Origin of the sequence: Massilia sp. BHUDP2, from assembly GCF_046236355.1 — a bacterium.
Lineage (GTDB): Bacteria > Pseudomonadota > Gammaproteobacteria > Burkholderiales > Burkholderiaceae_D > Telluria > Telluria varians.
Genome location: NZ_JBJUVW010000001.1, coordinates 1,785,789 through 1,807,818, shown reverse-complemented (window position 1 = coordinate 1,807,818; position 22,030 = coordinate 1,785,789). Strand labels below are relative to the sequence as shown.

Sequence of the window (22,030 nt, the reverse complement as noted above, 5' to 3'; positions counted from 1 at the left end):
GATTCGACCACCCCTCGGGAAAGGGTATCCCAGATTGGGTTACCCCTTTGACGAAGGGTCCCTCGTTTCTAGGGGGCCTTTGGTGCCAGAGGGCGCTGAGCCGCCTGGAGCAGCGCTTTCAGCTCAGGGCTAACACCTTCCCCACCTGCCAATCGCTCAATATGGGTTAGTGCTTGCTGCATAGCCTGCGCTTTGGATGCCATTTCTTCCTCCAGCATGCGAGGACTATGTAAAAACGACGAGGCCTCGCGATAGGCCAGATCGATCTGAGAGGATAACTCTGAGTTGGCCGGGTCCACATGTGGGCGCAGTGCATCGCAAAGGAAGCGAATATGCTGAGCGAGGATGTTGGTTCGCATTTGCTCACTAACCTTCTCGGTCCCTACTAGACTGAGAGCAACACTCATTCGCGCAATTGCGGCAACTAGTTGAGGTGAGGTCGCGCCGGAGAACGATTCTTCGAGGCGCGCGATGATCTCCGCGTTCATGCTTTTGCTGGTCGCGTCCGCAGCCCCCTGCAACTTCAAGTGCAGCGGTTTCGGCATTCGCAACGTTATGCGGGTGTAGTTGTCGTCTTCCATGGCGCGAAGAATACACCAAACTCGTGTCAAAAAACACTTGACACAGATTTGGTGTCATATACACTAGACTCTATCGACACCAAATTGGTGTCTTAAGTGGAGGCAAAAATGGGAATGCAAGTAATGCCGTATCCCTTCCGTATTGATCAAGCGATTCGGGAGCGCGCGGAAAAGCTGGCAAAGATGGACGAGCGCAGTTTGAATTGGATGCTGAACAAGCTGCTGGGCCCCGCTGTAGAGGCGGAGCTGGCTCGTCGCGAAAAAGAGCGTGAAGCGCACGCATAAAGAAAAGCCCCGAACATGCTTGGCGGCGATCGGGGCTTTGGATTCCAACTGTGAGAAGGAACCGACATGAATGCTACAGCAGCATCGACGGCGGCGCAAGCGCTGCCAGCAGTGGTCAACGGCGTGGAAGTGTCGCGTCTACTTGCCGGCTTGAGCGAAACCAACGCTAGCAGCTCGCACCTGGAACTGTTCAGTCGCTGCCTGGGCGCGTACATCGTGCTGAGCGCGATTTACGGCGGAGGTGCAGCATGAATATCGTTCTGGGTGGCTCGGGCACGATGTCTAGTGTTGACTTGGTTAAGGTCATTAATGAGGTGCGCGCCGAAGAGGGCAAGGCCCCGCTTGAGCATGCGGACTTCGTCAAGAAGATAAAAGCCCACCCAAGCATAGATGCCGGAAAATTCTCCGGCATCTACGTGGATTCCGCGAATCGGGATCAAGTGTGCTATCACCTCCCAAGACGGGAATGCGATCTGATGGTGATGTCGGATTCGAGGCCCGTACAGGCAAAGGTCTACGACAGGATTGCCGCCCTGGAAGCCGGTAGAGCCGACCCGTTTGCGATGCTTCCACCTGAGCAGCGCGCCCTAGTCCAGCTCATGTGCGACAACGTTCAGATCAAGGCGCGGCAAGCCGAAATCGAGGCAAAGCAGAACGAGCAGCAGGAATCAATCAAACGGATCGAGGCCAAGCAGTCCGCGTTTGAGAACGGCCACTCGTTCTTCACTGCCATGGGCTTCTGCGGGCTGCGAGACATCAAGCTCTCCATGCGTGACATGCAGCGACTCGGGCGCCGGGCCGGTGCAATCAGCCGGAAACGCGGGGTCCCTATCGACAGAGTTCGGGATGCACGCTATGGGATGGTCAACTCTTACCACGAAGAGACCTTGGCTCAAGCGCTGAACGAAATTCACGGGGGCATGTAATGAGCTTGGTAGCAGGGTATGTTTATGTTTGCGATCCTGGCACCGGCCTTATCAAAGTTGGACAATCGGCTGAGCCAGCAAAGCGGCTGAAGACAATTGCGGGGTATGTTGGCTGCCCTGACCTGAAGTCCTGGGTTTCCCCAAGGGTCTGCGAGTACAAGCGCTTGGAGCGTGAATCGCATGCGAAGCTGAGTGAATGGCGTATTGCGGGGGAATGGTTCAACTGCAGTATGGAGTTGGCGGTTGCTGCGGTGCAGAGCTTACTCAAGAACTGCACTTCTCCTCGACATGCGCTGCGAGCACGCTCAAACGAACTTGCGGAAGCAATGCGGCGCTCTGCGGATGCTGCGAGAAGATCGCAAGAGGCTTACCAAGCTGCTATCCGCAACTATGAGGGTGTAGTACGCGACCAGCTCGCAAGTAGAGGTCTGGACTTGGCAGGGACTGCGCTACAGGAATTCAGTACTGATAGCGCCGGTAGGGTCGCTATTCCGCGCGACCGGTTTTACGAGGAAGTCAAGTGCGATAACTCGCCAGTGATTGACGCGATATGGTCGCAGATGTGTTTGGAAGGCGGCATCATAATACACCTGACCTAAAGCACCTAATCTCCCTCAGCCGCCCCAGAAATGGAGGCGGCTTTTCGCGCTGGTGTAATATTGCCTCCTCACAACAGGAGGCGATATGGCTTTGGTCCAATGCAAGGAGTGCGGCGGCTCGGTTTCAAATAGCGCTGCAGTGTGCCCGCACTGCGGTGTCGCAGCGCCGGCATTGTCGGTCGCGGAGAAGCGGCAGCTCACAATCGATCTCAAGCGAGCCGCTTACGGCCGCTTGGGTGGCTTCGCATTTTTTGCGGGCATCGCTTGGGTCTGCTTTCCGATGTTGAGCGGAGCAGAAAAAGAAGCCGTAGTCTCGGCATGGGGGGGCGCCAAGTTCTTGATCTTCGGCGGGCTGCTTGCGTACGTAATTTCCGAAATCGATCGGAACCTCGAATTGAGGCGAAGAAGTAAAAAGTAACTCCGGCCCAGCCGGAAACCATCAAAGCCACCCTCCGCGGTGGCTTTTTTCATTTTGGAGTGCTCATGATCGCAGGTCAAATTTCGATCGAACTGGCAGCCAACGTCGCCAGGCTGCAGCGTGACATGGCGCGGGCCCGACGCGCCGTAGATGACGCGACGGGAGGTATGCTCCGCGCAGCGCAAATGGCTATGAACGCCTTGGGCGGCATCGGCGCTGGCCTGTCACTCGGGGCCCTTACCAGCCAGTTGGTGGGTGCGCAACGCGAGTTCGACAAGTTAAACGCATCTCTGATTACCGCGACCGGATCAGTCGAAGGCGCTAGCGCTGCCTACAAGTCATTGCAGGCCTTCGCAGCGACCACGCCATATAGCGTGGCCGAGGCGACCGAAGCGTTCATCAAGATGAAGAACCTCGGCCTTGACCCGTCGGAACGCGCTCTCCGCGCCTACGGCAATACCGCATCATCCATGGGCAAGGATCTCAATCAGATGATCGAGGCCGTCGCCGATGCGGCTACCGGCGAATTTGAGCGCCTCAAAGAATTTGGCATCAAGGCCAGCCAGAGCGGCGATCAAGTTGCACTCACTTTCCGAGGCGTGACAACGAAAATTGGCAACAACGCAGCCGAGATCCAGGCCTATCTCAAGAAGATAGGCGAAGTCGATTTCGCCGGAGCGATGGAGCGTCGTGCCGCAACTCTCGACGGCGCGATTAGCAACCTGGGCGATTCCTGGAATACTTTCGTCCTAAATTTTGCACAGAGCGGTTTTGGCGATGCTGCGCAGGATGGGGTGAGGAAGATGGCTGCCCTTCTCGATAGGCTTGGCGAGAAGGTCGATGCTGTCGCGGATGGCATGGTCACCGGCGCGAAAGTCGGCGCCGCCTACGTCGGCGCCTTCGTACTTGCCCCCATAATCTTCCAGGGTGCAGCTACTTGGCTCGGTAACCTGAATTTACAGATCGCCCTGGCGCGGATGGAAATGGCTAGGGGCACGCCTATCACCACCCTATTCGCCGGCAGCATCAACGGTGTTGGGGTTTCGGCGCTGTGGGCGTCGGGCATGCTCGGCAAACTGAAGATCGCAACTGCCAGCCTGTTTGCCCTATACGCTGGCTGGGAGATCGGCAAATATCTGGAAGAGCAGTTTGTCGAAGTCAAAATCTTCGCCGAAGTCCTGACCGGCGCCGTGCTGGAGATGTGGGAGCACATCAAGCTGGCCACCAAACTGGCTCTCGACGCGATGACCGTAATGTGGCGCACCACGTTCTCGGGCCTGACAAAAACGCTGGCCCCGATGTATGAAGGCATCGCATTCGGCCTGCGTAAGCTGGGATTCGACGAGAAGGCCGGGCAGATTCAAGACTTCGCCGACCGCGTACGCGCTGCCGGCGAGTCGCAAGGCACCTTTGCCAGCCGCACCGCCGAGGCTCGCGCAGAGCACGAGCGCAACATCAAGGCCATCCGCCAGGTCACAGACTCCCACGTTGCGGCGATCATCGTCGCCGACCAGGTGTCCGAGGCCACTCGTGGCGTCGCCACCGCAGCCACCGCAGCCGGCGCCGCCGTGAGCGAGATGAGCAAGGAGGAAAAGAAGGCTCTCCAGGACGCGAAGGATTTCATCGAGGGCCAGAAGCGAGAGCTTGAAGCGATCGGCAAGACGCAGTCGCAGCAACGGATGCTGACGGCAGCCCGAGCGGCTGCTGCGGCGCCGACTGCCGCCCTGCGCCGTGAAATCATGTCATTGGCAGATGCGATCGAGGCCGAGACGAAAGCTTGGGATGACGCAGAAGCCGCGCGGAAGGCAGTCGAGGATGCTGTGGGCGCCAATGCCGAAACCATGCTGCAGCTGCACGAGCGTGCACGCGGCCTGGAGCTGGAGATTGAACTGCATGGCAAGACTGCCGAGGCAGCCGTCTATGCCGAGGCAGCGAAGGTGCGCGCAACCGCATCCTCCCTTGCGATCAGCGAAGAATACCGGGCTGAACTCATCAAGCAAGCCGAGGAGCTGGACCGGATCGGCGGCCTCGTGGCGAAGAAAGCGGCCCTCGACGCAAACCAAAAGGCTGCGGAAGAAGCGGCTCGCGAGTGGGAGCGCGTCGGGGATTCGCTGACCGACAACATCATGCGTGGCGGCAAGTCGGCTGCAGAGTACCTTCGTGATCTGTTCCGCACGCTGGTGTTGAAACCGATCATTCAGCCGATCGGCAACGCTGTCGGCAACTTCGTCAATGGCGCCATGGGCATGCCAGGTGCTGCGCAAGCGGCCGGTGGCGGCCTGTCGGCTGCCGCTGGGGCGGCATCGAACCTGTATGGCCTGGTCACTGGCGGCGCAACCTTGGCCGGCGGTCTTGGTACTGGCTTCCTGGGCAGCCTGGCTGGTGGCCTGAACGGCGCCGGCATCGGCTCCGGGCTGACTTCGGCGCTGGGCATGAACATCGGCAACAGCATCGCGTCGGTGGTCGGTCCCAACGTGGCAAGCGGTATCGCCAGCGGCCTGAGCGGCCTGGCTGCTGCTGCGCCATGGGTAGCCGGCGCACTGGCGGTCTACACCATCGGCAAGAAGGCATTTGGCATGGGCCCGAAGGAGTTCACCGGCGAGCAGACCCTAAACGGTTCGCTGGGCGCCGGTGGATTCACGGGCACCCTCGATGCTGAGTGGGTCAAGAAAGGCGGCTGGTTCCGGAGTAACAAGAACGGCGTGGACCGCAATGCGGTGGGCGCCGAGATGTCGGCCGGCCTGACGTCTGCTTACGACGCCATCAAGGCAAGCTCCGCGGATTTCGCCCGGGTGCTGGGGATCAACGCCGACAGCATCGCAACCCGCACCCAGGCCATCAGCATCGCCATGGGCAAGGACGAAGCGGCGAACCAGAAGGCAATCGCTGACTTCTTCGTCGGCGTCGGCAACACCATCGCCGGCGAGCTGCTACCCGAAATCGGCAAGTTCCAAGCTCAGGGCGAAGCCGCAAGTGCAACGCTGCAGCGCCTGGCGGCCGGCTACTCGACCATCGAACAGGCTCTGTGGTCGATCGGCATGTCGTTCGGCGCCGTGGGCACTGCTTCGCTGGAGGCGCGGGAGCGTCTGCTGGCGGCTGCCGGTGGGATCGAGGCATTCGCGGCCAACACCGCGGGCTTCCAGCAGAATTTCCTGTCCGAAGCCGAGCGCAACGCCCCGGTGCTGAAGATGGTCACCGAGCAGATGGCGGCCCTCGGCCTGGCCAGTGTGGACACGCGCGACGAGTTCAAGGAGTTGTTCCTCAGCCTGAATCCATCGGACGAGGCGGACGGGAAGTTGCTCGCGTCGCTGCTGAACATCCAGGCCGCGTTCGCCCAGGTGTATCCGGCTGTCGACAAGGCAGCCATCGCCGCCCAGGTGCTGCAGCAGCGCGCGTCGCTACAGGAGGAACTAGACCAGCTGACCATGACGTCAGTGCAGCTGCTGGCGCGGCAGCGTGACGCGCTCGACGAGAGCAACCGCCCGCTGTTCGATCAGATCCAGGCGCTCAAGGAATCGCGGGCGGCACTGGAGGCGCAAGTCGAGGCGCAGCGTAACGCGACCCAGGCCGCAAAGGACCGCGGGGCCAACCTGCTGTCCGGCGTGGACTCGATGTTCTCCGCGCTGCAAAGCGTGGTGGGCCGCGAGAAGTCGTTGCTCGAGCAGTCGGCCAACGCCCACCGGGCGCTGTCCCAAGCCCTGCGCGGCACGCTCGACAGTATGAGTGCAGCTGGCCAGGGGCTGGAAGATCGCCAGAGTGCACGCGCGCAGATTCAGGCGGCTCTGGCAATCGCCAAGGCCGGCGGCGTGCTGCCGGATGCCGACAGCCTGAAAGGTGCACTGTCGGTCCTGAGCAAGGACGCCTCGTCCATGTTCGCGACCCAGCAGGACTATCTGCGCGACTTCTACTCGACCCAGAACGACATCGCAGCCCTCGCAGGCCTCACCGATGACGCCCTGAGCGTGGAGGAAAGGTCGCTCAAGGCCCTGGACGGGATTCTCGAAAGTGCGCAGCAGCAGATCAATGCGCTTAAGGGGATCGACTACTCGGTGCTGACGCTGGCCCAGGCGATCAGTGGTTTCCAAGGTGCGCTCGGTGCGGCGAAAGCTGACCCAGTGGCCAGCGCCGGCAGCAGCATCGCCAGCCTGTACCGGGAGCTGCTGGGGCGCCCAGCCGACAGCGCAGGCCTCGACTACTGGCAGAACGCGGTAGCCGGCGGCATGTCGCTCGACCAGGTGCTCAAGATGATCATGGAAGGTGCTGAGTACAAGGGCCTTCGCGGCTTCGCGGTGGGTACGAACTATGTTCCGACCAACATGCCGGCAATGATCCACGAGGGCGAGCGCATCATCCCTGCGGCTGACAATCGCGAGCTGATGCGCAGGCTGTCGAGCCCGGGCGAAGGCAATGCCGCACTGGTCGGCGAAGTGCGGCGCCTTGCCGGAATTGTTGAGAAGCAGCAGCAGGCCCTCGACCGCATCGCCGGTAGCACTGGGCAGCTTGCCGACCAGTTCGACAACGCTACGGACGGCGGTAACGCAATGCGTGCCGATGTGATTAACGTCGTGAGGACGAAGGAGGTCGCGTGACGACAAGTGCAAGGGTGATGGTTCCGATCGATGTCACGGCCAGCATGATTAAGGCCGGGACATCGATCCCCGAGCCTGACTTGGCGAACGGCGAAGTTGCCTGGGTGTCCGGTGGCAACTTCGCCGTCAACGACGAGCGCACGTACAGCGGCTCCGTCTGGGGATGCAAGGTGGCTCATTCGGGCCGCTCTGCAACGCCCGACGTCGACAGCAACTACTGGTACAGGATTGGGCCGACGAACCGCATGGCCCCGTTCGACGACTATTCGAACACGAAGGTAGTCGCTACAGGGTCGCTGACGTACGTGGTTGGGCCTGGATTCCTCAACGGGCTGGCGATCTATGGCATGGAGGGATCGAGCTACAGCATCGTGGTTCGTGATGGTCCAGGCGGCCCGGAAATGCGCTCATGGACCGGTGACCTGTACAGCCAGGCTGCTGGCTTGTACGAACTCCTCTTCTCGACCCTCGCCAAGACTGAGCAGCTCTCGTTCGACGACATCCCGCTATCCCCGGCTGCTGAGGTGGTGATCACCTTGACTGCTGGGCCTGGCGGGCGAGTAGCGATCGGCACGATCAAGTTCGGCGACTGGCGTCAGTTCATCGGAAACGGGAAATTCGGGGGCGCTCAGTACGGCGCCGAGTCCAACCGAAAGAGTCGAACGCTGAGGGAATACAACCCGGACGGCACTTACAAAATTGTGCGACGCGCAACGAGCCGCGACGTTAGCTGCAGCATTGTCGTCGATGCCGAGCAGGCAATGGTCGCAGACGCCATCTTGGGCGAGATCATCGACACCGCGGTGCCGTTCGAGGCCAGTGGCCTGCCGCAGTACGGATACCTGAACACTCTCGGATTTGTAACCGGGAGCATTCGTGCGGACAGCCACGGCACGACTTCGATTAACTTGAAAGTGGAAGGCAATATCTGATGGCAATGACACCTGTTCCGGCATTCCCGGCCCTGTCGGATCGTGCGGACGGCTCCTACAACAGCAAGGCATTTGCATGGGCTTCGCACATGGGCGGCGTGTTCGTGCCAGAGGCGAATGCCCTCATCGCCAACCTCAACTCCCTCGCCGCCGGCGGAGCGTTCTCGCTCCCCTACGTGATCCAGAGTTCGTCGGTAACGGTCGGTGGTCCCGCCGGCGGTAACTTCGCCCTGACCCCTGACGGCACCGGCCTGCTGATCGACACGAAGAGCGCTCAGGGCGTGAACGTCGCGGGCGCCCTGCTGGCGGCAACCGCGGCCGCCGGCACCGTCCGCGGCTCCGTGCGGATCGTGAAGCAGAACGACCCGTCCGTTTTCCTCCTGTACAACATCATCAACTCGTTCTCCCCGGACGCAGGCGGCCTGTTTGGCTACTTCGCGGTGAGCTATGTGGCCGGCAACGGGACGTTCGGCGAGGGTAGTAGCGTGATGCTGTTCTTCCAGCGCGCGGGTGAGAAGGGCGACATGGGTTCGCTACCGAGCATGCTGATCCGAGACCAAAAAGCCTCGGGAGCGACGGCCCAAAGCCTGTCCGCCGGGGTCTGGACGAAGCGTACGCAGAACACGACGGTGCAAAACTCGATCCCCGGCGCATCGCTAAGCAACGATGAGGCGGTGCTACCCATCGGCACGTACCTCATTCATGGCACGGCACCCGCTGCAGCAGGGGCAACTCATCAGGTTCGCCTGTTCAACGTGACGGATAACGTGCTTTGCGACGTTGGAACGAGCGAAGGCATGGGCGCGGGGCAGACGTCTGTGTCCAGGTCGCTGTTGCAAACAGTTCTCGTCGTGGCAGGGGCAGCTAAGAGATATCGGATCGACCACTTCGCAAACAATACCGTGGCGGGTGGACTGCCGGTTAGCTCCGGCGGGTCGGAAGTGTACACGCAAACTTCAATCACCAAGATCGCATAATGGACAACCTCGACACTCCTATCGCCCCCGAGCCGCAGCCACTCGGCTACGTCACCTTCGACGACGCCGGCAGCCTTACCGGCTCGTACTTCCAGCTGCTGCATCCTGATCACGCCGACTGCCACATCCCGGTCGATGAGCCGCACCGCCTCGCCTGGGTCAACTACCGCGCCAACGAGGCGCGCGACGGCCTGGAACTGCTGCCGGTGAAGGATCCGGCCGAGCAGCCGGCGCCGGTTCCGCAGTCCGTCACCCGCCGGCAGGCGCGGCAGGCGCTGCTCATGGCAGAGCTGCTCGACGATGTGCAGCCCGCCATCGACGCCATTCCGGATCCGGTCCAGCGCCGCATGGCACAGATCGAGTGGGAGGACTCGCTCGAGTTCGTGCGCACGCGCCCACTGGTGATTCAGATCGGCGCCGCCCTGGATCTGGACGAAGCAGCCCTCGACCAGATGTTCATCACCGCAGCATCCCTCTAGGAGCAGTCATGCAAAAACTCTCGCAGGTGTGGCAGAACTTCATCTTCATCCTGATCTCGATCGATCAGACCCTGGGCATGATCCTCGGCTTCGTCATGCACCCGGCCAGCAAGGAGCTGTGGCCGGACGAGACGCTGTCTGCCCGCTGCGGGCGGCTCGGGCACCGCTACCCCTACAAGTTCTGGCGTGTCGTGATCGATGCGCTGTTCTGGTGGCAAGGCCCTGGCCACTGCGTCAACGCCCACAAGAAGGAGCTGACGCGATACCACTTCCCGCCGTCGATGCGAAACGACAACACCACCGAAGCCCGCAAAAGCGGGCTTTTTAATGCCCACTGAAAGGCACACATGAGCAAAATCTCCGCGCCCGAAGTGGGCAGCTACGCCGGCGGCGCCGTTTCGGTTGCGGCATCCCTGACCCTGACCGAAGTCGGCATCATTGTCGGTATCGTGACCGCGCTGCTGACATTCGGCCTGAACTTCTAGTACATGGCCAAGAAGAACGCTCGCGAGCAGAAGCTGGCCGACCTGGATCAGCGCGAACGCGAGGTGCGGCTGGCGCAGTTGGAAGCCCACGGGGCGAAACCATGACGCGCGTGCGGCAGATTGTCGCCGGCCTGACGCTGAGCGCTGCAGCCTTCGTCGGCATCGTCACCAGCGAGGGCTATACCGAGACGGCCGTCATCCCCACCAAGAACGACCGCCCTACCAACGGCTTTGGCTCGACATTCAAGGAGGACGGCTCGCCGGTGAAGCTGGGCGAGCGCGTGACTCCGGTTCGCGCGGTGCAGCGCGCGGCCGCTCACCTATCGAAGGAGGAGGCGGCGTTCCGCGCCTCACTCCCCGGCGTGGCCCTGCATCAGGCCGAGTATGACCTGTACGTGGACTGGGTCTACCAGTACGGCGCCGGCGCCTGGCGGGCCTCCTCGATGCGGCGCGAGCTGCTGGCTGGGCGCTACCCGCAGGCCTGCGACGCGCTGCTGCTCTACAAGAAGTCCGGCGGCTACGACTGCTCCGTCCCTGGCAATAAGGTCTGCGCCGGCGTATGGACTCGCCAGCTCGAGCGGCATCGCAAATGCATGGAGGCGCAATGATGGGCGCAATTCCCTCCCGCACCCATCTCCTGATCGGCGCCGCCGTCTTGGTCGTGGTGGCGACCGGTTCGGGCGCCGCATGCTGGACGGCTAACGGCTGGCGGCTCAACGCCGCTCATCAGGCCGAGATCGCAACCCGCGACGCCCAACTGGCGGCGGCAAAAGACCTGGCGCGCTTGCGCGAGCAGGATTGGAATAAGCAACGCAACGAGGCCCTCGAAAATGCGAACTCCCGCGATCAGATCATCCGGACTCTGTCTGCTGGCTCTGCCGGCGCTTCTCTCAGCCTGCGCGACACCCTCGCCGCAATTAGCCGCGGCGTGCCCGACGCTTCCGTCGAAGCCCTCCGCCACTCAGCCACAACCCTTGCAGCCGTACTCCAAAACTGCCAGAGCGAATATCGAGAGCTGGCAGAAAAGGCTGACCGACACGCCAGCGACACGCTGACGCTCGAGCAAGCGTGGCCGACGAACCCGAGACAAGAAAAATGAGCACGCTCGATCTCCATGCCCACACCGACCAGGGCACGACCCACGTGTGCACCATCCACCGCGGCGAGAAGGACGAGACGCCGCTGCAGATGATCAGCGCGCAGGAGCTTGCCCGGCTGCGGGCGGCTGAGGCAGAGTTGCTAGCCCTGCGCGCCCTCGCCGCTCCGATGGCCTGAGCAAGACCCGCCGGGCCAGCTCAAGCGGCAAGCCCATCCGGAACAGTTCGGCGGCGCCGGCAGCGACCCCATGCGACCCGGCCAGGTTAATGGCTAGGTCGACATGGAAGGCGGTCAAGCGGTCGGTGCGTTTGGTCATCCAATGAGCATAGCACCGGCCGACCTAGCCAGCTTGCGATAGCTCAACGGTGCTAGACTTGCCCTATGTACGGTAAAGTCAAACGCCTGCGCGCGGCCGGTAAGCGCCTCTCGGATCACGATATTGCCCGATCGGACTTCGTCCAGGGCGAGGTGCGCGTCTATGGCCTGGCTGGCGTCATTGTGGCCAGCGTCAGCGATCCGAATTCCCAAGTGGGCGAGCCGCTACTCCCTATCCTCCACCACGCCAAGCTGGTCACAATGCACGGCCACGGCATGCTGCTCTACGGCGAGGAAAGGCCGCAGGGCGATGCCGGGCCGGCCTATGTTCAGGAGTGGTCGGTGATGATAGAAGCGCGCTGACCTTCTACTAAAATACAGCTGTAAGTCATTGTTTTTCGAACTGATATACAGTGTTTTTTGGTGCCTTTTGTAACACCTTCAAATCATCTCTAAAGCATTGATTCGCTTATGAAAAACGAGCATGACCCGTATCTTTGGCTCGAAGAGGTCGACGGCGCCCGGGCACGCGCCTGGGTCGAAGGGCGCAACCGGATCACCGAGGCGGAGCTGGAAGCACAGCCTTCCTGCACCGCCCTGCGCGCGCGCCTGCGGGCCATCCTCGACTCCACCGAGAAGATCCCGTACGCCGGCTGCCACGCCGGCCTGCTGTACAACTTCTGGCGCGACGCCGTTCACGCGCGCGGCATCTGGCGCCGCACCACGCTGGACGAATACCGCAAGGGGGCGCCGGCCTGGGAGACGATCATCGACCTCGACCTGCTTGCACGCGAGGAGGGCGAGAACTGGGTCTGGGGCGGCGTCACCTGGCTCGAGCCCGACGGGGCGCTGTGCCTGGTCTCGCTCTCGCGCGGCGGCGGCGACGCCCACGTGGTGCGCGAGTTCGACGTCATGGAGCGCCGCTTCGTGCCCGATGGGTTCAATCTGCCGGAGGCCAAGAGCGACGTCGCCTGGATCGACCGCGACACCCTGTTCGTCGGCACCGACTTCGGCCCCGGTTCGCTCACCGAATCGGGCTATCCACGCATCGTCAAGGAGTGGCGGCGCGGCACGCCGCTCGAGGCGGCCGCGACGGTGTTCGAGGCGAGGCAGGACGACCTGTCCGCCTCGGCATGGACCGATGCGACGCCCGGCTTCGAGCGCGCGTTCGTGCAGCGCCAGATCGGCTTCTACAGCAGCGAACTGTTCCTGCGGCGCGACGGCCGGCTCATCAAGCTACCCAAGCCGGAGGATGCGAATGCCTTCGCGGTGCGCGACCAGCTCGTGATCGAACTGCGATCGGACTGGGAAGCGGGCGGCACGACCTATCCGCAGGGCGCACTGCTGGCCGCGGACTTCGATGCGGCGCTGGGCGGCCAGGCGGCCTTCGCCCCCCTGTTCCTGCCCTCGCCCCTCACCTCGCTCGACGGCCTCACGGTCACCCGCGACGCCTTGCTGCTCACCGTGCTCGACAAGGTCAAGAACCGCATCGTCGAGCTGCGCCGCGAGGACGGCCGCTGGCAGGCGCGCGACGTCGATCTGCCGAACATGGGCGCGCTCGACACCTGGGCCTTCGACCGGGTCGCCTCGAACCGCTACTTCCTGACCATGACCGGCTTCACCGAACCGTCCACCCTGTACCTGATGGAAGCGGGCACGGACGCGCGCGAGCCCCTGAAAAGCATGCCCGCCTTCTTCCAGGCCCAGGGCCTGCAGGTGCACCAGTTCGAGGCGCCATCGCGCGACGGCACCCGGGTGCCCTACTTCGCCGTGATGCACCGCGACACCCCGCTCGACGGTGACAACCCGACGGTCCTGTACGGCTACGGCGGCTTCGAGGTGTCCCTCAAACCGTCCTACGGCGCGATCAGCGGCTCGGCCTGGCTGGAAGACGGCGGCGTCTACGTGGTCGCCAACATCCGCGGCGGCGGCGAGTTCGGCCCAGGCTGGCACCAGGCGGCGCTGAAGCAGGACCGCCAGCGCGCCTTCGACGACTTCATCGGCGTGGCCGAAGACCTCATCGCGCGCAAGATCACCAGCCCGCGCCGGCTCGGCATCATGGGCGGCAGCAATGGCGGCCTGCTGGTCGGCGCGGTGCTCACCCAGCGTCCCGAGCTGTTCAATGCCGTGGTTTGCCAGGTGCCGCTGCTCGACATGCGGCGCTACCACCTGCTGCTGGCCGGCGCTTCCTGGATGGGCGAATACGGCGACCCGGACGACCCGGCCGAGTGGGCCTGGATCGCCCGCTACTCGCCCTACCACCGGGTGCGCTCCGGCCAGCGCTACCCGCGCGTGCTGTTCACCACCTCGACCCGCGACGACCGCGTGCATCCGGGCCATGCGCGCAAGATGGCGGCGCGTATGCTGGAACAGGGCCACGAGGTGCTGTACTGGGAAAACCTCGAGGGCGGCCACGCCGGCGCGGCCGACAATGCGCAGACCGCGCGCATGTGGGCCCTCACCTGGACTTTCCTGCGGCGCCAGCTCGGCAGGGATTAGGCGGCCTGAGGGGCCATGCGCTGGGCATACAGCGCTTCCCAGGTGGCGCGCACGTCGACATAGAAGGCCACCGCGTTCTCGATCCCGATGCGCTGCGGCTCGCCGAGGCGGCTGGTGACCACGCCGGCGCGCCGGGTGAGGCGCTCCATCGCGGTGGTGGTCACCGTCACGTAATGGGTCAGGCCGTTCTCGATGCCGTAGCGGATCACGGCCTCGAAGCATTGCATGGTCATGTCCGAGAAGCCGTAGCGGTTCTCCTTGTCGGTCTCGAGGGCGAAGCGCGACAGCTCCCAGATGCGTGCGTCGCTCGGCGCCGCGCGGCCTTCGAGCAGCTGCGGGAAGGAATCCTTGAGCATGTAGGGACCTTCGGTCGGCAGCAGGCGCCAGCAGCCGAGCAGCGCGCCGGCGGGCTCGCGCATCACCATATAGGCCGGATCCAGGGCGTCGTAGCCATCGATCTCCATGCCGGACATGACGGGCACTTCCCAGCCCAGGCGCCCGCTGAACACCTTGGCGCGCAGGGTGTGCATCTCCCACAGGTCTTTGGATTTGAACTCACGGCGTGCTGCGATTTTGATTTGCATCGTCATTTCTGGCCCCTGGTGTGGTTAATCAAGCTATGCACTTGGCATACAAGATTCATGCATGACGGGCAGATTCGGAACTATCAGCTCTGCTAGGTGGCTATGCGCGCCGCCGGTGGAATACTTGCAGTTTGCATAGCCACCGATGGAAAGGAGCAAAGATGGGAAACGAGATGATGTGCGACGCACTTGCGGCGGAACTGGAAGCGCAACAAGCGGCACAGGCGGGCGGCGCGCAGCGGTCCGCGCCACATGAACTGCGGCGCCTGCGCATTGCCAAACGCGAAAGCCAGGAAAAATTCTGGAGCCGTTTCGGCGTCACCCAATCGAGCGGAAGCCGCTTCGAGACCGGCCTTGCGGTCCCTCCCCCGGTCGCCATCCTGCTGCGCCTCTACGTCAATGGACGGGTCAGCGATGGTGACCTTCTGGCGTGATCAGGCCCAGGGCAATCGCCTTGACCACCGCCTGCTGGCGGGTGTTCACGCCGAACTTCTGGCGCACGTTGGCCAGGTGAAAATTGACGGTCGCCTCGGAGCAGTTGGTGATCCGGGCGACCTCCCAGGAGGACTTGCCGACCATGACCCATTGCAGCACCTCGAGCTCGCGCCGGGTCAGGCGCGGCAGCTCCGGCTCCGCCTTGGCCTCGCGGAAACGCGCCGATGAGGCGAAGGCATAGTCACGGATCAGGGAAAGGGCCGGCAGCGCCTCGAACAGCGAGCGCTCGAAAGGCGCGTCGGGCCGCAGGTCGGACGCGAAGCTGATCATGCCAAGCTCGCCCTGCGGGCCGTGGATCGGCAAGGTCACGCCGCTGCGGATGCCGTGCGCGCTGGCTTCCTCGTACAGGGCGCCCGGCACGCCGCTGCCGAAGGTGGACGGCGCCCAGACCAGCGGCAGGGTGTTCGAGACGCAATGGACCACGGTCGGGTCGACATAGTGGAAGCCGTTGACTTCATACCGGCTACGCCACTCCGCCGAATAATTACTGCGAATAAAGGCGTGTTCGAAACGTACATGGCGCGACGGCACAACGCCAACCAGCATCTGGTCGAAGCCCTGGCTGCGCGCAAGCTCGAACAGACGCTGCGCCCAGGTGCGGTCGTCTCCGGCTTCCAGCAGCCCCAGCAATAGTGCGGTGTCGATCATAGGACAAATCCGGGTCAATACCTCATTCATCCTAAATGACTTTAGCGTCCACATATTCACCAATTGCCACAGCTTCAACCAATGTTAGCTTGGAGATACGCACAGTTGTCGTTCAAATACAACAACGCTCCTGCAATCGTGCGCTGTATTGATGGAGATTACGTTACCCTCCGCCGAATGCCCATTCCAGGTTTTCTAAATAGCAATATTTCCTGGCGTTAGCACCTCACACCGATTGCGATGCTTGACTTGAATTTTTACAAGAGTATCTTCTCAGCAGTTAACAGTTCACAGTCGCCGGTCCCGCCGGCGCGGCACTCTTTCACCACCCACGCGAAACAAGGATTTAGTCGATGAACAACATGACCGACATGGGCGAGCAGTTGGACGTCAAGCTATTGCTGACCACCCTGATGGCGCTGAAAAAAGGCGACTTCTCGGTCCGCATGCCCTCGGACTGGACTGGCGTGTCCGGCAAGATCGCCGACACGCTCAACGACATCATCGAAACCAAGCAGAAGATGGTGGAGACGGTCACCGACGTGTCGCGCGTGGTGGGCCGCGAAGGCCACCTGACCCAGCGTGCGGACCTGCCGGGCGTGGTGGGCGGCTGGGCCACCATCATCAGCTCGGTCAACACCCTGATCGACGACCTGGTGCGTCCGACCACCGAGATGGCGCGCGTCATCGGCGCGGTGGCGAAGGGCGACCTGTCGCAGACCATGGCGCTGGAAGTGGACGGGCACCCGCTCAAGGGCCAGTACCTGCGCGCGGCGATGACCGCGAACACCATGGTGGAGCAGTTGTCCTCGTTCTCGTCCGAGGTGACGCGCGTGGCGCGTGAGGTGGGTACCGAAGGCAAGCTCGGCGGCCAGGCACAGGTGAAGGGCGTGGCGGGCACCTGGAAGGACTTGACCGACTCGGTGAACTCGATGGCGGGTAACCTGACTTCGCAGGTGCGTAACATCGCCGAGGTGACCACCGCAGTGGCGAACGGCGACTTGTCCAAGAAGATTACCGTGGACGTGCGCGGCGAGATCCTGCAGCTGAAGGACACCATCAACGTCATGGTGGACCAGCTGCGCTCCTTCGCATCCGAGGTGACCCGGGTGGCGCGTGAGGTGGGTACCGAAGGCAAGCTCGGCGGCCAGGCCTACGTGCCGGGCGTGGCGGGTACCTGGAAGGACTTGACCGACAACGTGAACTTCATGGCCTCGAACCTGACGGGCCAGGTGCGTAACATCGCGGCGGTGACCACCGCGGTGGCGAACGGCGACTTGTCGAAAAAGATTACCGTGGACGTGAAGGGCGAGATTCTCGAGCTGAAGAACACCATCAACGTCATGGTGGACCAGCTGTCTTCGTTCGCATCCGAAGTGACCCGCGTGGCGCGCGAGGTGGGTACCGAAGGTAAACTCGGCGGCCAGGCGGTCGTGAAGGGCGTCGCGGGCACTTGGAAGGACTTGACCGACTCGGTGAACTCGATGGCGGGTAACCTGACCGGCCAGGTGCGTAACATCGCGGACGTGACCACCGCGGTGGCGAACGGCGACTTGTCCAAGAAGATCACGGTGGACGTGAAGGGCGAGATTCTCGAGCTGAAGAACACCATCAACGTCATGGTCGACCAGCTGAACTCCTTCGCATCCGAGGTGACCCGCGTGGCGCGGGAGGTGGGTACCGAAGGCCGCCTGGGCGGCCAGGCGAACGTGCCGGGCGTTGCGGGCACCTGGAAGGACTTGACCGACGGCGTGAACTCGATGGCGGGCAACCTGACCGGCCAGGTGCGTAACATCGCGGAGGTGACCACCGCGGTGGCGAACGGCGACCTGTCCAAGAAAATTACCGTGGACGTGAAGGGCGAGATTCTCGAGCTGAAGAACACGATTAACGTCATGGTGGACCAGCTGTCCTCCTTTGCATCGGAAGTGACCCGCGTGGCGCGTGAGGTGGGTACCGAAGGTAAACTCGGCGGCCAGGCTTACGTGCCGGGCGTCGGCGGCACCTGGAAAGACCTGACCGACAACGTGAACTTCATGGCCTCGAACCTGACGGGCCAGGTGCGTAACATCGCGGCGGTGACGACCGCGGTGGCGCGCGGCGACCTGTCCAAGAAGATCACCGTGGACGTGAAGGGCGAGATCCTGGAGCTGAAAGACACCATCAACGTCATGGTGGACCAGCTGTCCTCGTTCGCATCCGAGGTGACGCGCGTCGCCCGTGAGGTGGGTACCGAAGGCAAACTGGGCGGCCAGGCGAACGTGTCGGGTGTTGCAGGTACCTGGAAGGACTTGACCGAGAACGTCAACCAGCTGGCGGCGAACCTGACCAACCAGATGCGCGCGATCGGCGAGGTGGCGACCGCGGTGACCCGTGGCGACCTCTCGCGTTCGATCCAGGTGGAAGCGCGCGGCGAGGTGTCCTACCTGAAGGACAACATCAACGAGATGATCCGCAACCTGAAGGAGACCACCCAGAAGAACGCGCAGCAGGACTGGCTGAAGACCAACCTGGCGCGCTTCACCCGCCTGCTGCAGGGCCAGCGCGACCTGCAGGCCGTGACCAAGCTGATCCTGTCGGAACTGGCGCCGCTGGTGTCGGCCCACCATGGCGTGTTCTACATGATGGATTCGCAGGAGACCGACGCACGCCTGCGCATGATCGCCTCCTACGGCTACCGTTCCAGCCGCAAGCTGCCGACCTCCTTCCTGCCGGGAGAAGGCCTGGTGGGCCAGTGCGCGCTGGAGAAGACCCGCATCTGGCTGACCGACGTGCCGCGCGACTACATCGTGGTGTCCTCGGGCCTGGGCTCGGCGCCGCCGAACAACATCGTGGTGCTGCCGATCCTGTTCGAACAGCAGGTCAAGGCCGTCATCGAGATCGCCTCGCTGGACCGCTTCACCGAGACCCACCTGTCCTTCCTCGACCAGCTGATGGAATCGATCGGCGTGGTCCTGAACACGATCGAGGCGAACAGCCGTACCGAGTCGCTGCTGACCCAGTCGCAGTCCCTGGCCCAGGAACTGCAGCAGACCAACCAGGAACTGGCGGAGAAGGCGCGCCTGCTGTCCGAGCAGAACATCGAGGTGGAACGCAAGAACCGCGAGGTGGAACAGGCGAAGCTGGCGCTGGAAGAAAAGGCGACCCAGCTGGCCCTGTCCTCCAAGTACAAGTCCGAGTTCCTGGCCAATATGTCGCACGAACTGCGTACGCCCCTGAACTCGCTCCTGATCCTGGCGCAGCAGCTCTCGGATAACCCGGAAGGCAACCTGTCCTCGCGCCAGGTGGAGTTCGCGAAGACCATCCACGGCTCCGGTTCCGACCTCCTGACCCTGATTAACGACATTCTCGACCTGTCGAAGATCGAATCCGGTACCGTCACGCTGGACGTGTCGGAATACCGCTTCTCGAACCTGCGCAACTACGTGGATCGCACCTTCCGCCACATGGCGGAGGCCAAGCACCTCGGCTTCCAGGTCGATCTGGCGGACAACCTGCCGACCGCGGTGATGACCGACACCACGCGCCTGCAGCAGGTCCTGAAGAACCTGCTGTCGAACGCGTTCAAGTTCACCAGCCACGGCCAGGTCGAACTGACCATCTCGCTGGTGAACAGCGGCTGGACCCACGACCACCCGAACCTGGTACACGCCGACGCGGTGCTGGCGTTCTCGGTGCGCGACACCGGCGTCGGCATCCCGTCCGACAAGCTGCAGCTGATCTTCGAGGCATTCCAGCAGGCCGACGGCTCGACCGCGCGTAAATATGGCGGCACCGGCCTGGGCCTGTCGATCTCGCGCGAACTGGCGCGCCTGCTGGGCGGCGAGATCCGCGTCGAGTCGACCGTCAACGTCGGTTCGACCTTCACCCTGTACCTGCCGTACAACCGCGCCGGCTTCATCAACTACGAACAGACCCGCCAGCCGCAGCCGGCCCGCCTGGCCCCGCCGCCGGCCCCGGCCACCACCGTGTCTCACCAGCCGGTGACGGAAGCGAGCGCCGAGGTGGCGACTGCCGAGACGGTGGAAGCCGGCTCGCTGGTCGAATACTCCTCGGTGCTGGACGACCGCGGCCTGGTGACCCCGGGCGACCCGTCGGTGCTGATCGTGGAAGACGACGAGCGCTTCGCCAAGGTGCTGCTCGACTTCGCCCGCGAGAAGAACTTCAAGGGCATCGTCACCCAGCGCGGCGATTCGGCGCTGTCGCTGGCGCGCGACTACCTGCCGTCGGCGATCCTGCTCGACATCGACCTGCCGGACATCGACGGCTTCACGGTGCTCGACCGCCTCAAGCGCGACCCGAACACCCGCCACATCCCGGTGCACGTGATGTCCTCGCTGCGCGAGCGCGAGCGCGCGCTGCGCCAGGGCGCGATCTCGTACATCAACAAGCCGGTGGGCCGCGAGGCGCTGCAGGAAGAGTTCAAGCGCATCCAGAAGTTCCTGATGGGCGGCAAGCGTTCGCTGCTGGTGGTGGAAGACGACATGGCCCAGCGCGAGTCGATCGTGGCCCTGATCGGCAACGCCGACATCCACATGGTGACGGTCGACACCGGCGCCGCCGCTTGGTCCGCGCTGGAAAGCGCGCGCTTCGACTGCATGGTGCTGGACCTGACCCTGCCGGACGTCTCGGGCTTCGACCTGCTGGACCGCATCGGCGCCAACGAGCGCCTGCGCGACCTGCCGGTGGTGATCTACACCGCCAAGGAGCTGTCGCGCAAGGAGGTCACCAAGCTCAAGCGCTACGCCAAGACCATCGTCATGAAGGACGCCCGCTCGCCGGAGCGCCTGCTGGACGAAACCGCCCTGTTCCTGCACCGTTCGCAGGCCAGCCTGCCGGAGCAGCAGCGCCGCATCCTGGAAGAGATCCATGCGGCAGACGGCGGCCTGGCCGGCCGCAAGGTGCTGATCGTCGACGACGACCTGCGTAACATCTTCGCGCTGTCCACCCTGCTGGAGCGCCAGCAGATGCAGGTGCTGTTCGCCGAGAACGGCCGCGACGGCATCGAGGTGCTGGAGAAGGACCCGACCATCGAGATCGTCCTGATGGACATCATGATGCCGGAGATGGACGGCTACGACACGATGCGGGCGATCCGCCGCATCCCGAAGTTCCGTTCGCTGCCGATCATTACCCTGACCGCGAAAGCGATGAAGGGTGACCGCGACAAGTGCATCGCCGCCGGCGCCTCGGACTACATCACCAAGCCGGTCGATGTGGCCCAGCTGCTGTCGATGATGCGTGTCTGGCTCCACTAAGGCCGCGGCGATGGGTGAATTGAGTGCCTGGTCCGGGTTCGCCGCCGCCCAGGCAACGGAGGAACTCGAGATCGAACTGCTGCTGGAAGCCGTCTACCAGCGCTTCGGCGTCGATTTCCGCGGCTATGCGCGGCCCAGGCTGCGCGACAAGCTGTTCGCGCTGCTGCGCGCGCGCAAGCTGGCGACCATCTCCAGCCTGCAGGAGCGGGTGCTGCACGAAGCCGGTGTCGCGCACGAACTCGTGCGCACGCTGGCGGTGCCGCAGGCGGAGCTGTTCGACCTGCCCGAGGACACGCGGCGCCTGCGTACCGCGCTGGGCGACAGCCTGCGTCCGACCGCCCTGCCCAAGGTCTGGCTGGCCGAGCCGGCCGGCGTGGCCGAGGCCTGGACGCTGGCGATCCTGCTGGCCGAGGAAAAGCTGTACGGCCGCACCGAGGTGTTCGCCACTGTCGCCAGCGACGAGCTGCTGTTCGACGTGCGCAACGCCTCGCTGCCGGTGGCCCAGCTGACCCAGTCGCAGGCCCGGTACCAGGCCAGCGGGGGCGTCGGGCGCCTGAGCGACTACTTCGAGATCGAGAACGGCGAAGCGCGCCTGCTGCCGCGCCTGCGCGAACGCATCACCTGGGCGCAGTACAGCCTGGTGACGGACGCCTCGTTCAACGAGTTCCACGGCATCATCTGCCGCCGCGCCCTGCCCGATTTCGGGCCGCTGCTGCGCCAGCGCGTGCTGCGCCTGTTCCGCGACAGCCTGTCGCTGTTCGGGGTGCTGGGGCTGGACCGCGAACTCGCGCCCACCGACGCCGGTGCGGCGGATTACCAGCTGTTGTTCGAGGACGGGGGCTGGTACAAGCGCGTTCGATGA

General features: G+C 63.4%; 22 protein-coding genes. 19 read left to right on the top strand and 3 right to left on the bottom strand.

What is annotated here, in order from left to right; translation table 11 throughout:
- Positions 1–68: 68 nt before the first annotated feature.
- A complete protein-coding gene (locus ACK6C6_RS08165) occupies positions 69–581 on the bottom strand; it encodes an Arc family DNA-binding protein (protein WP_409266807.1) in 513 nt (170 codons plus the stop codon).
- A gap of 108 nt (positions 582–689) precedes the next feature.
- On the opposite strand from ACK6C6_RS08165, the gene ACK6C6_RS08160 reads away from it, so the two are divergent.
- The 16 genes from ACK6C6_RS08160 to ACK6C6_RS08085 all read left to right on the top strand — a co-directional run bounded on the left by ACK6C6_RS08160 (position 690) and on the right by ACK6C6_RS08085 (position 14,183).
- Positions 690–866: a hypothetical protein gene (locus ACK6C6_RS08160; protein ID WP_409266806.1), complete on the top strand. Its 177-nt coding sequence runs from the start codon at positions 690–692 to the stop codon at positions 864–866.
- Positions 867–932: 66 nt separating this feature from the next.
- Positions 933–1,118 (top strand): hypothetical protein, encoded by a 186-nt coding sequence (locus tag ACK6C6_RS08155; RefSeq protein ID WP_409266805.1) that lies wholly within the window; start codon positions 933–935, stop codon positions 1,116–1,118.
- Positions 1,115–1,792, top strand: a complete 678-nt coding sequence (locus tag ACK6C6_RS08150) for a hypothetical protein (protein ID WP_409266803.1) — start codon at positions 1,115–1,117, stop codon at positions 1,790–1,792. The genes ACK6C6_RS08155 and ACK6C6_RS08150 overlap by 4 nt, the downstream gene beginning before the upstream one ends.
- Positions 1,792–2,391, top strand: a complete 600-nt coding sequence (locus tag ACK6C6_RS08145) for a GIY-YIG nuclease family protein (RefSeq protein WP_409266802.1) — start codon at positions 1,792–1,794, stop codon at positions 2,389–2,391. The genes ACK6C6_RS08150 and ACK6C6_RS08145 overlap by 1 nt, the downstream gene beginning before the upstream one ends.
- A gap of 85 nt (positions 2,392–2,476) precedes the next feature.
- Positions 2,477–2,809, top strand: a complete 333-nt coding sequence (locus tag ACK6C6_RS08140; protein WP_409266801.1) for a hypothetical protein — start codon at positions 2,477–2,479, stop codon at positions 2,807–2,809.
- A 65-nt stretch (positions 2,810–2,874) separates the two neighbouring features.
- Complete coding sequence (locus ACK6C6_RS08135; RefSeq protein WP_409266800.1) at positions 2,875–7,398, top strand: tape measure protein; 4,524 nt, start codon at positions 2,875–2,877, stop codon at positions 7,396–7,398.
- Positions 7,395–8,330: a hypothetical protein gene (locus ACK6C6_RS08130; protein ID WP_409266799.1), complete on the top strand. Its 936-nt coding sequence runs from the start codon at positions 7,395–7,397 to the stop codon at positions 8,328–8,330. Before ACK6C6_RS08135 ends, ACK6C6_RS08130 begins: the two co-directional genes overlap by 4 nt.
- Positions 8,330–9,307 (top strand): hypothetical protein, encoded by a 978-nt coding sequence (locus ACK6C6_RS08125; RefSeq protein WP_409266798.1) that lies wholly within the window; start codon positions 8,330–8,332, stop codon positions 9,305–9,307. Before ACK6C6_RS08130 ends, ACK6C6_RS08125 begins: the two co-directional genes overlap by 1 nt.
- Positions 9,307–9,786 (top strand): hypothetical protein, encoded by a 480-nt coding sequence (locus tag ACK6C6_RS08120; protein ID WP_409266796.1) that lies wholly within the window; start codon positions 9,307–9,309, stop codon positions 9,784–9,786. The genes ACK6C6_RS08125 and ACK6C6_RS08120 overlap by 1 nt, the downstream gene beginning before the upstream one ends.
- Positions 9,787–9,794: 8 nt before the next feature.
- Positions 9,795–10,124 (top strand): hypothetical protein, encoded by a 330-nt coding sequence (locus ACK6C6_RS08115; protein WP_409266795.1) that lies wholly within the window; start codon positions 9,795–9,797, stop codon positions 10,122–10,124.
- 9 nt (positions 10,125–10,133) lie between these two features.
- The gene (locus tag ACK6C6_RS08110; RefSeq protein ID WP_409266793.1) at positions 10,134–10,271 is read left to right on the top strand and encodes a hypothetical protein; all 138 of its coding nucleotides are present in this window, start codon (positions 10,134–10,136) and stop codon (positions 10,269–10,271) included.
- Positions 10,272–10,372: 101 nt separating this feature from the next.
- Entirely contained in the window at positions 10,373–10,879 is a 507-nt protein-coding gene (locus ACK6C6_RS08105; protein ID WP_409266792.1) for a lysozyme, read from the top strand.
- Positions 10,876–11,370: a hypothetical protein gene (locus ACK6C6_RS08100; RefSeq protein ID WP_409266790.1), complete on the top strand. Its 495-nt coding sequence runs from the start codon at positions 10,876–10,878 to the stop codon at positions 11,368–11,370. The genes ACK6C6_RS08105 and ACK6C6_RS08100 overlap by 4 nt, the downstream gene beginning before the upstream one ends.
- Complete coding sequence (locus tag ACK6C6_RS08095) at positions 11,367–11,546, top strand: hypothetical protein (RefSeq protein WP_409266789.1); 180 nt, start codon at positions 11,367–11,369, stop codon at positions 11,544–11,546. The genes ACK6C6_RS08100 and ACK6C6_RS08095 overlap by 4 nt, the downstream gene beginning before the upstream one ends.
- A 204-nt stretch (positions 11,547–11,750) precedes the next feature.
- Positions 11,751–12,047 carry a hypothetical protein gene (locus ACK6C6_RS08090; protein ID WP_409266788.1) on the top strand — a complete coding sequence of 99 codons (297 nt, stop codon included), beginning with the start codon at positions 11,751–11,753 and terminating at the stop codon, positions 12,045–12,047.
- A 108-nt stretch (positions 12,048–12,155) separates the two neighbouring features.
- Positions 12,156–14,183 (top strand): prolyl oligopeptidase family serine peptidase, encoded by a 2,028-nt coding sequence (locus ACK6C6_RS08085; protein WP_409266786.1) that lies wholly within the window; start codon positions 12,156–12,158, stop codon positions 14,181–14,183.
- Here the strand turns inward: ACK6C6_RS08085 and ACK6C6_RS08080 are convergent.
- Positions 14,180–14,773, bottom strand: coding sequence for an acyl-homoserine-lactone synthase (locus ACK6C6_RS08080; RefSeq protein WP_409266784.1), 594 nt, complete (start codon positions 14,771–14,773; stop codon positions 14,180–14,182). The two genes, ACK6C6_RS08085 and ACK6C6_RS08080, sit on opposite strands and share 4 nt — an antisense overlap.
- Positions 14,774–14,928: 155 nt before the next feature.
- Here ACK6C6_RS08080 and ACK6C6_RS08075 point away from each other — a divergent pair, with 155 nt between their 5' ends.
- On the top strand, positions 14,929–15,201 hold the full coding sequence (locus ACK6C6_RS08075; RefSeq protein ID WP_209586274.1) for a helix-turn-helix domain-containing protein: 273 nt from the start codon (positions 14,929–14,931) through the stop codon (positions 15,199–15,201).
- Here ACK6C6_RS08075 and ACK6C6_RS08070 read toward each other — a convergent pair.
- Positions 15,176–15,910 (bottom strand): LuxR family transcriptional regulator, encoded by a 735-nt coding sequence (locus ACK6C6_RS08070; protein ID WP_409266783.1) that lies wholly within the window; start codon positions 15,908–15,910, stop codon positions 15,176–15,178. The two genes, ACK6C6_RS08075 and ACK6C6_RS08070, sit on opposite strands and share 26 nt — an antisense overlap.
- Positions 15,911–16,263: 353 nt before the next feature.
- Here ACK6C6_RS08070 and ACK6C6_RS08065 point away from each other — a divergent pair, with 353 nt between their 5' ends.
- Both ACK6C6_RS08065 and ACK6C6_RS08060 read left to right on the top strand, forming a co-directional pair.
- Entirely contained in the window at positions 16,264–21,168 is a 4,905-nt protein-coding gene (locus ACK6C6_RS08065; RefSeq protein ID WP_409266782.1) for a HAMP domain-containing protein, read from the top strand.
- Positions 21,152–22,030, top strand: a complete 879-nt coding sequence (locus ACK6C6_RS08060) for a chemotaxis protein (protein ID WP_409266781.1) — start codon at positions 21,152–21,154, stop codon at positions 22,028–22,030. Before ACK6C6_RS08065 ends, ACK6C6_RS08060 begins: the two co-directional genes overlap by 17 nt.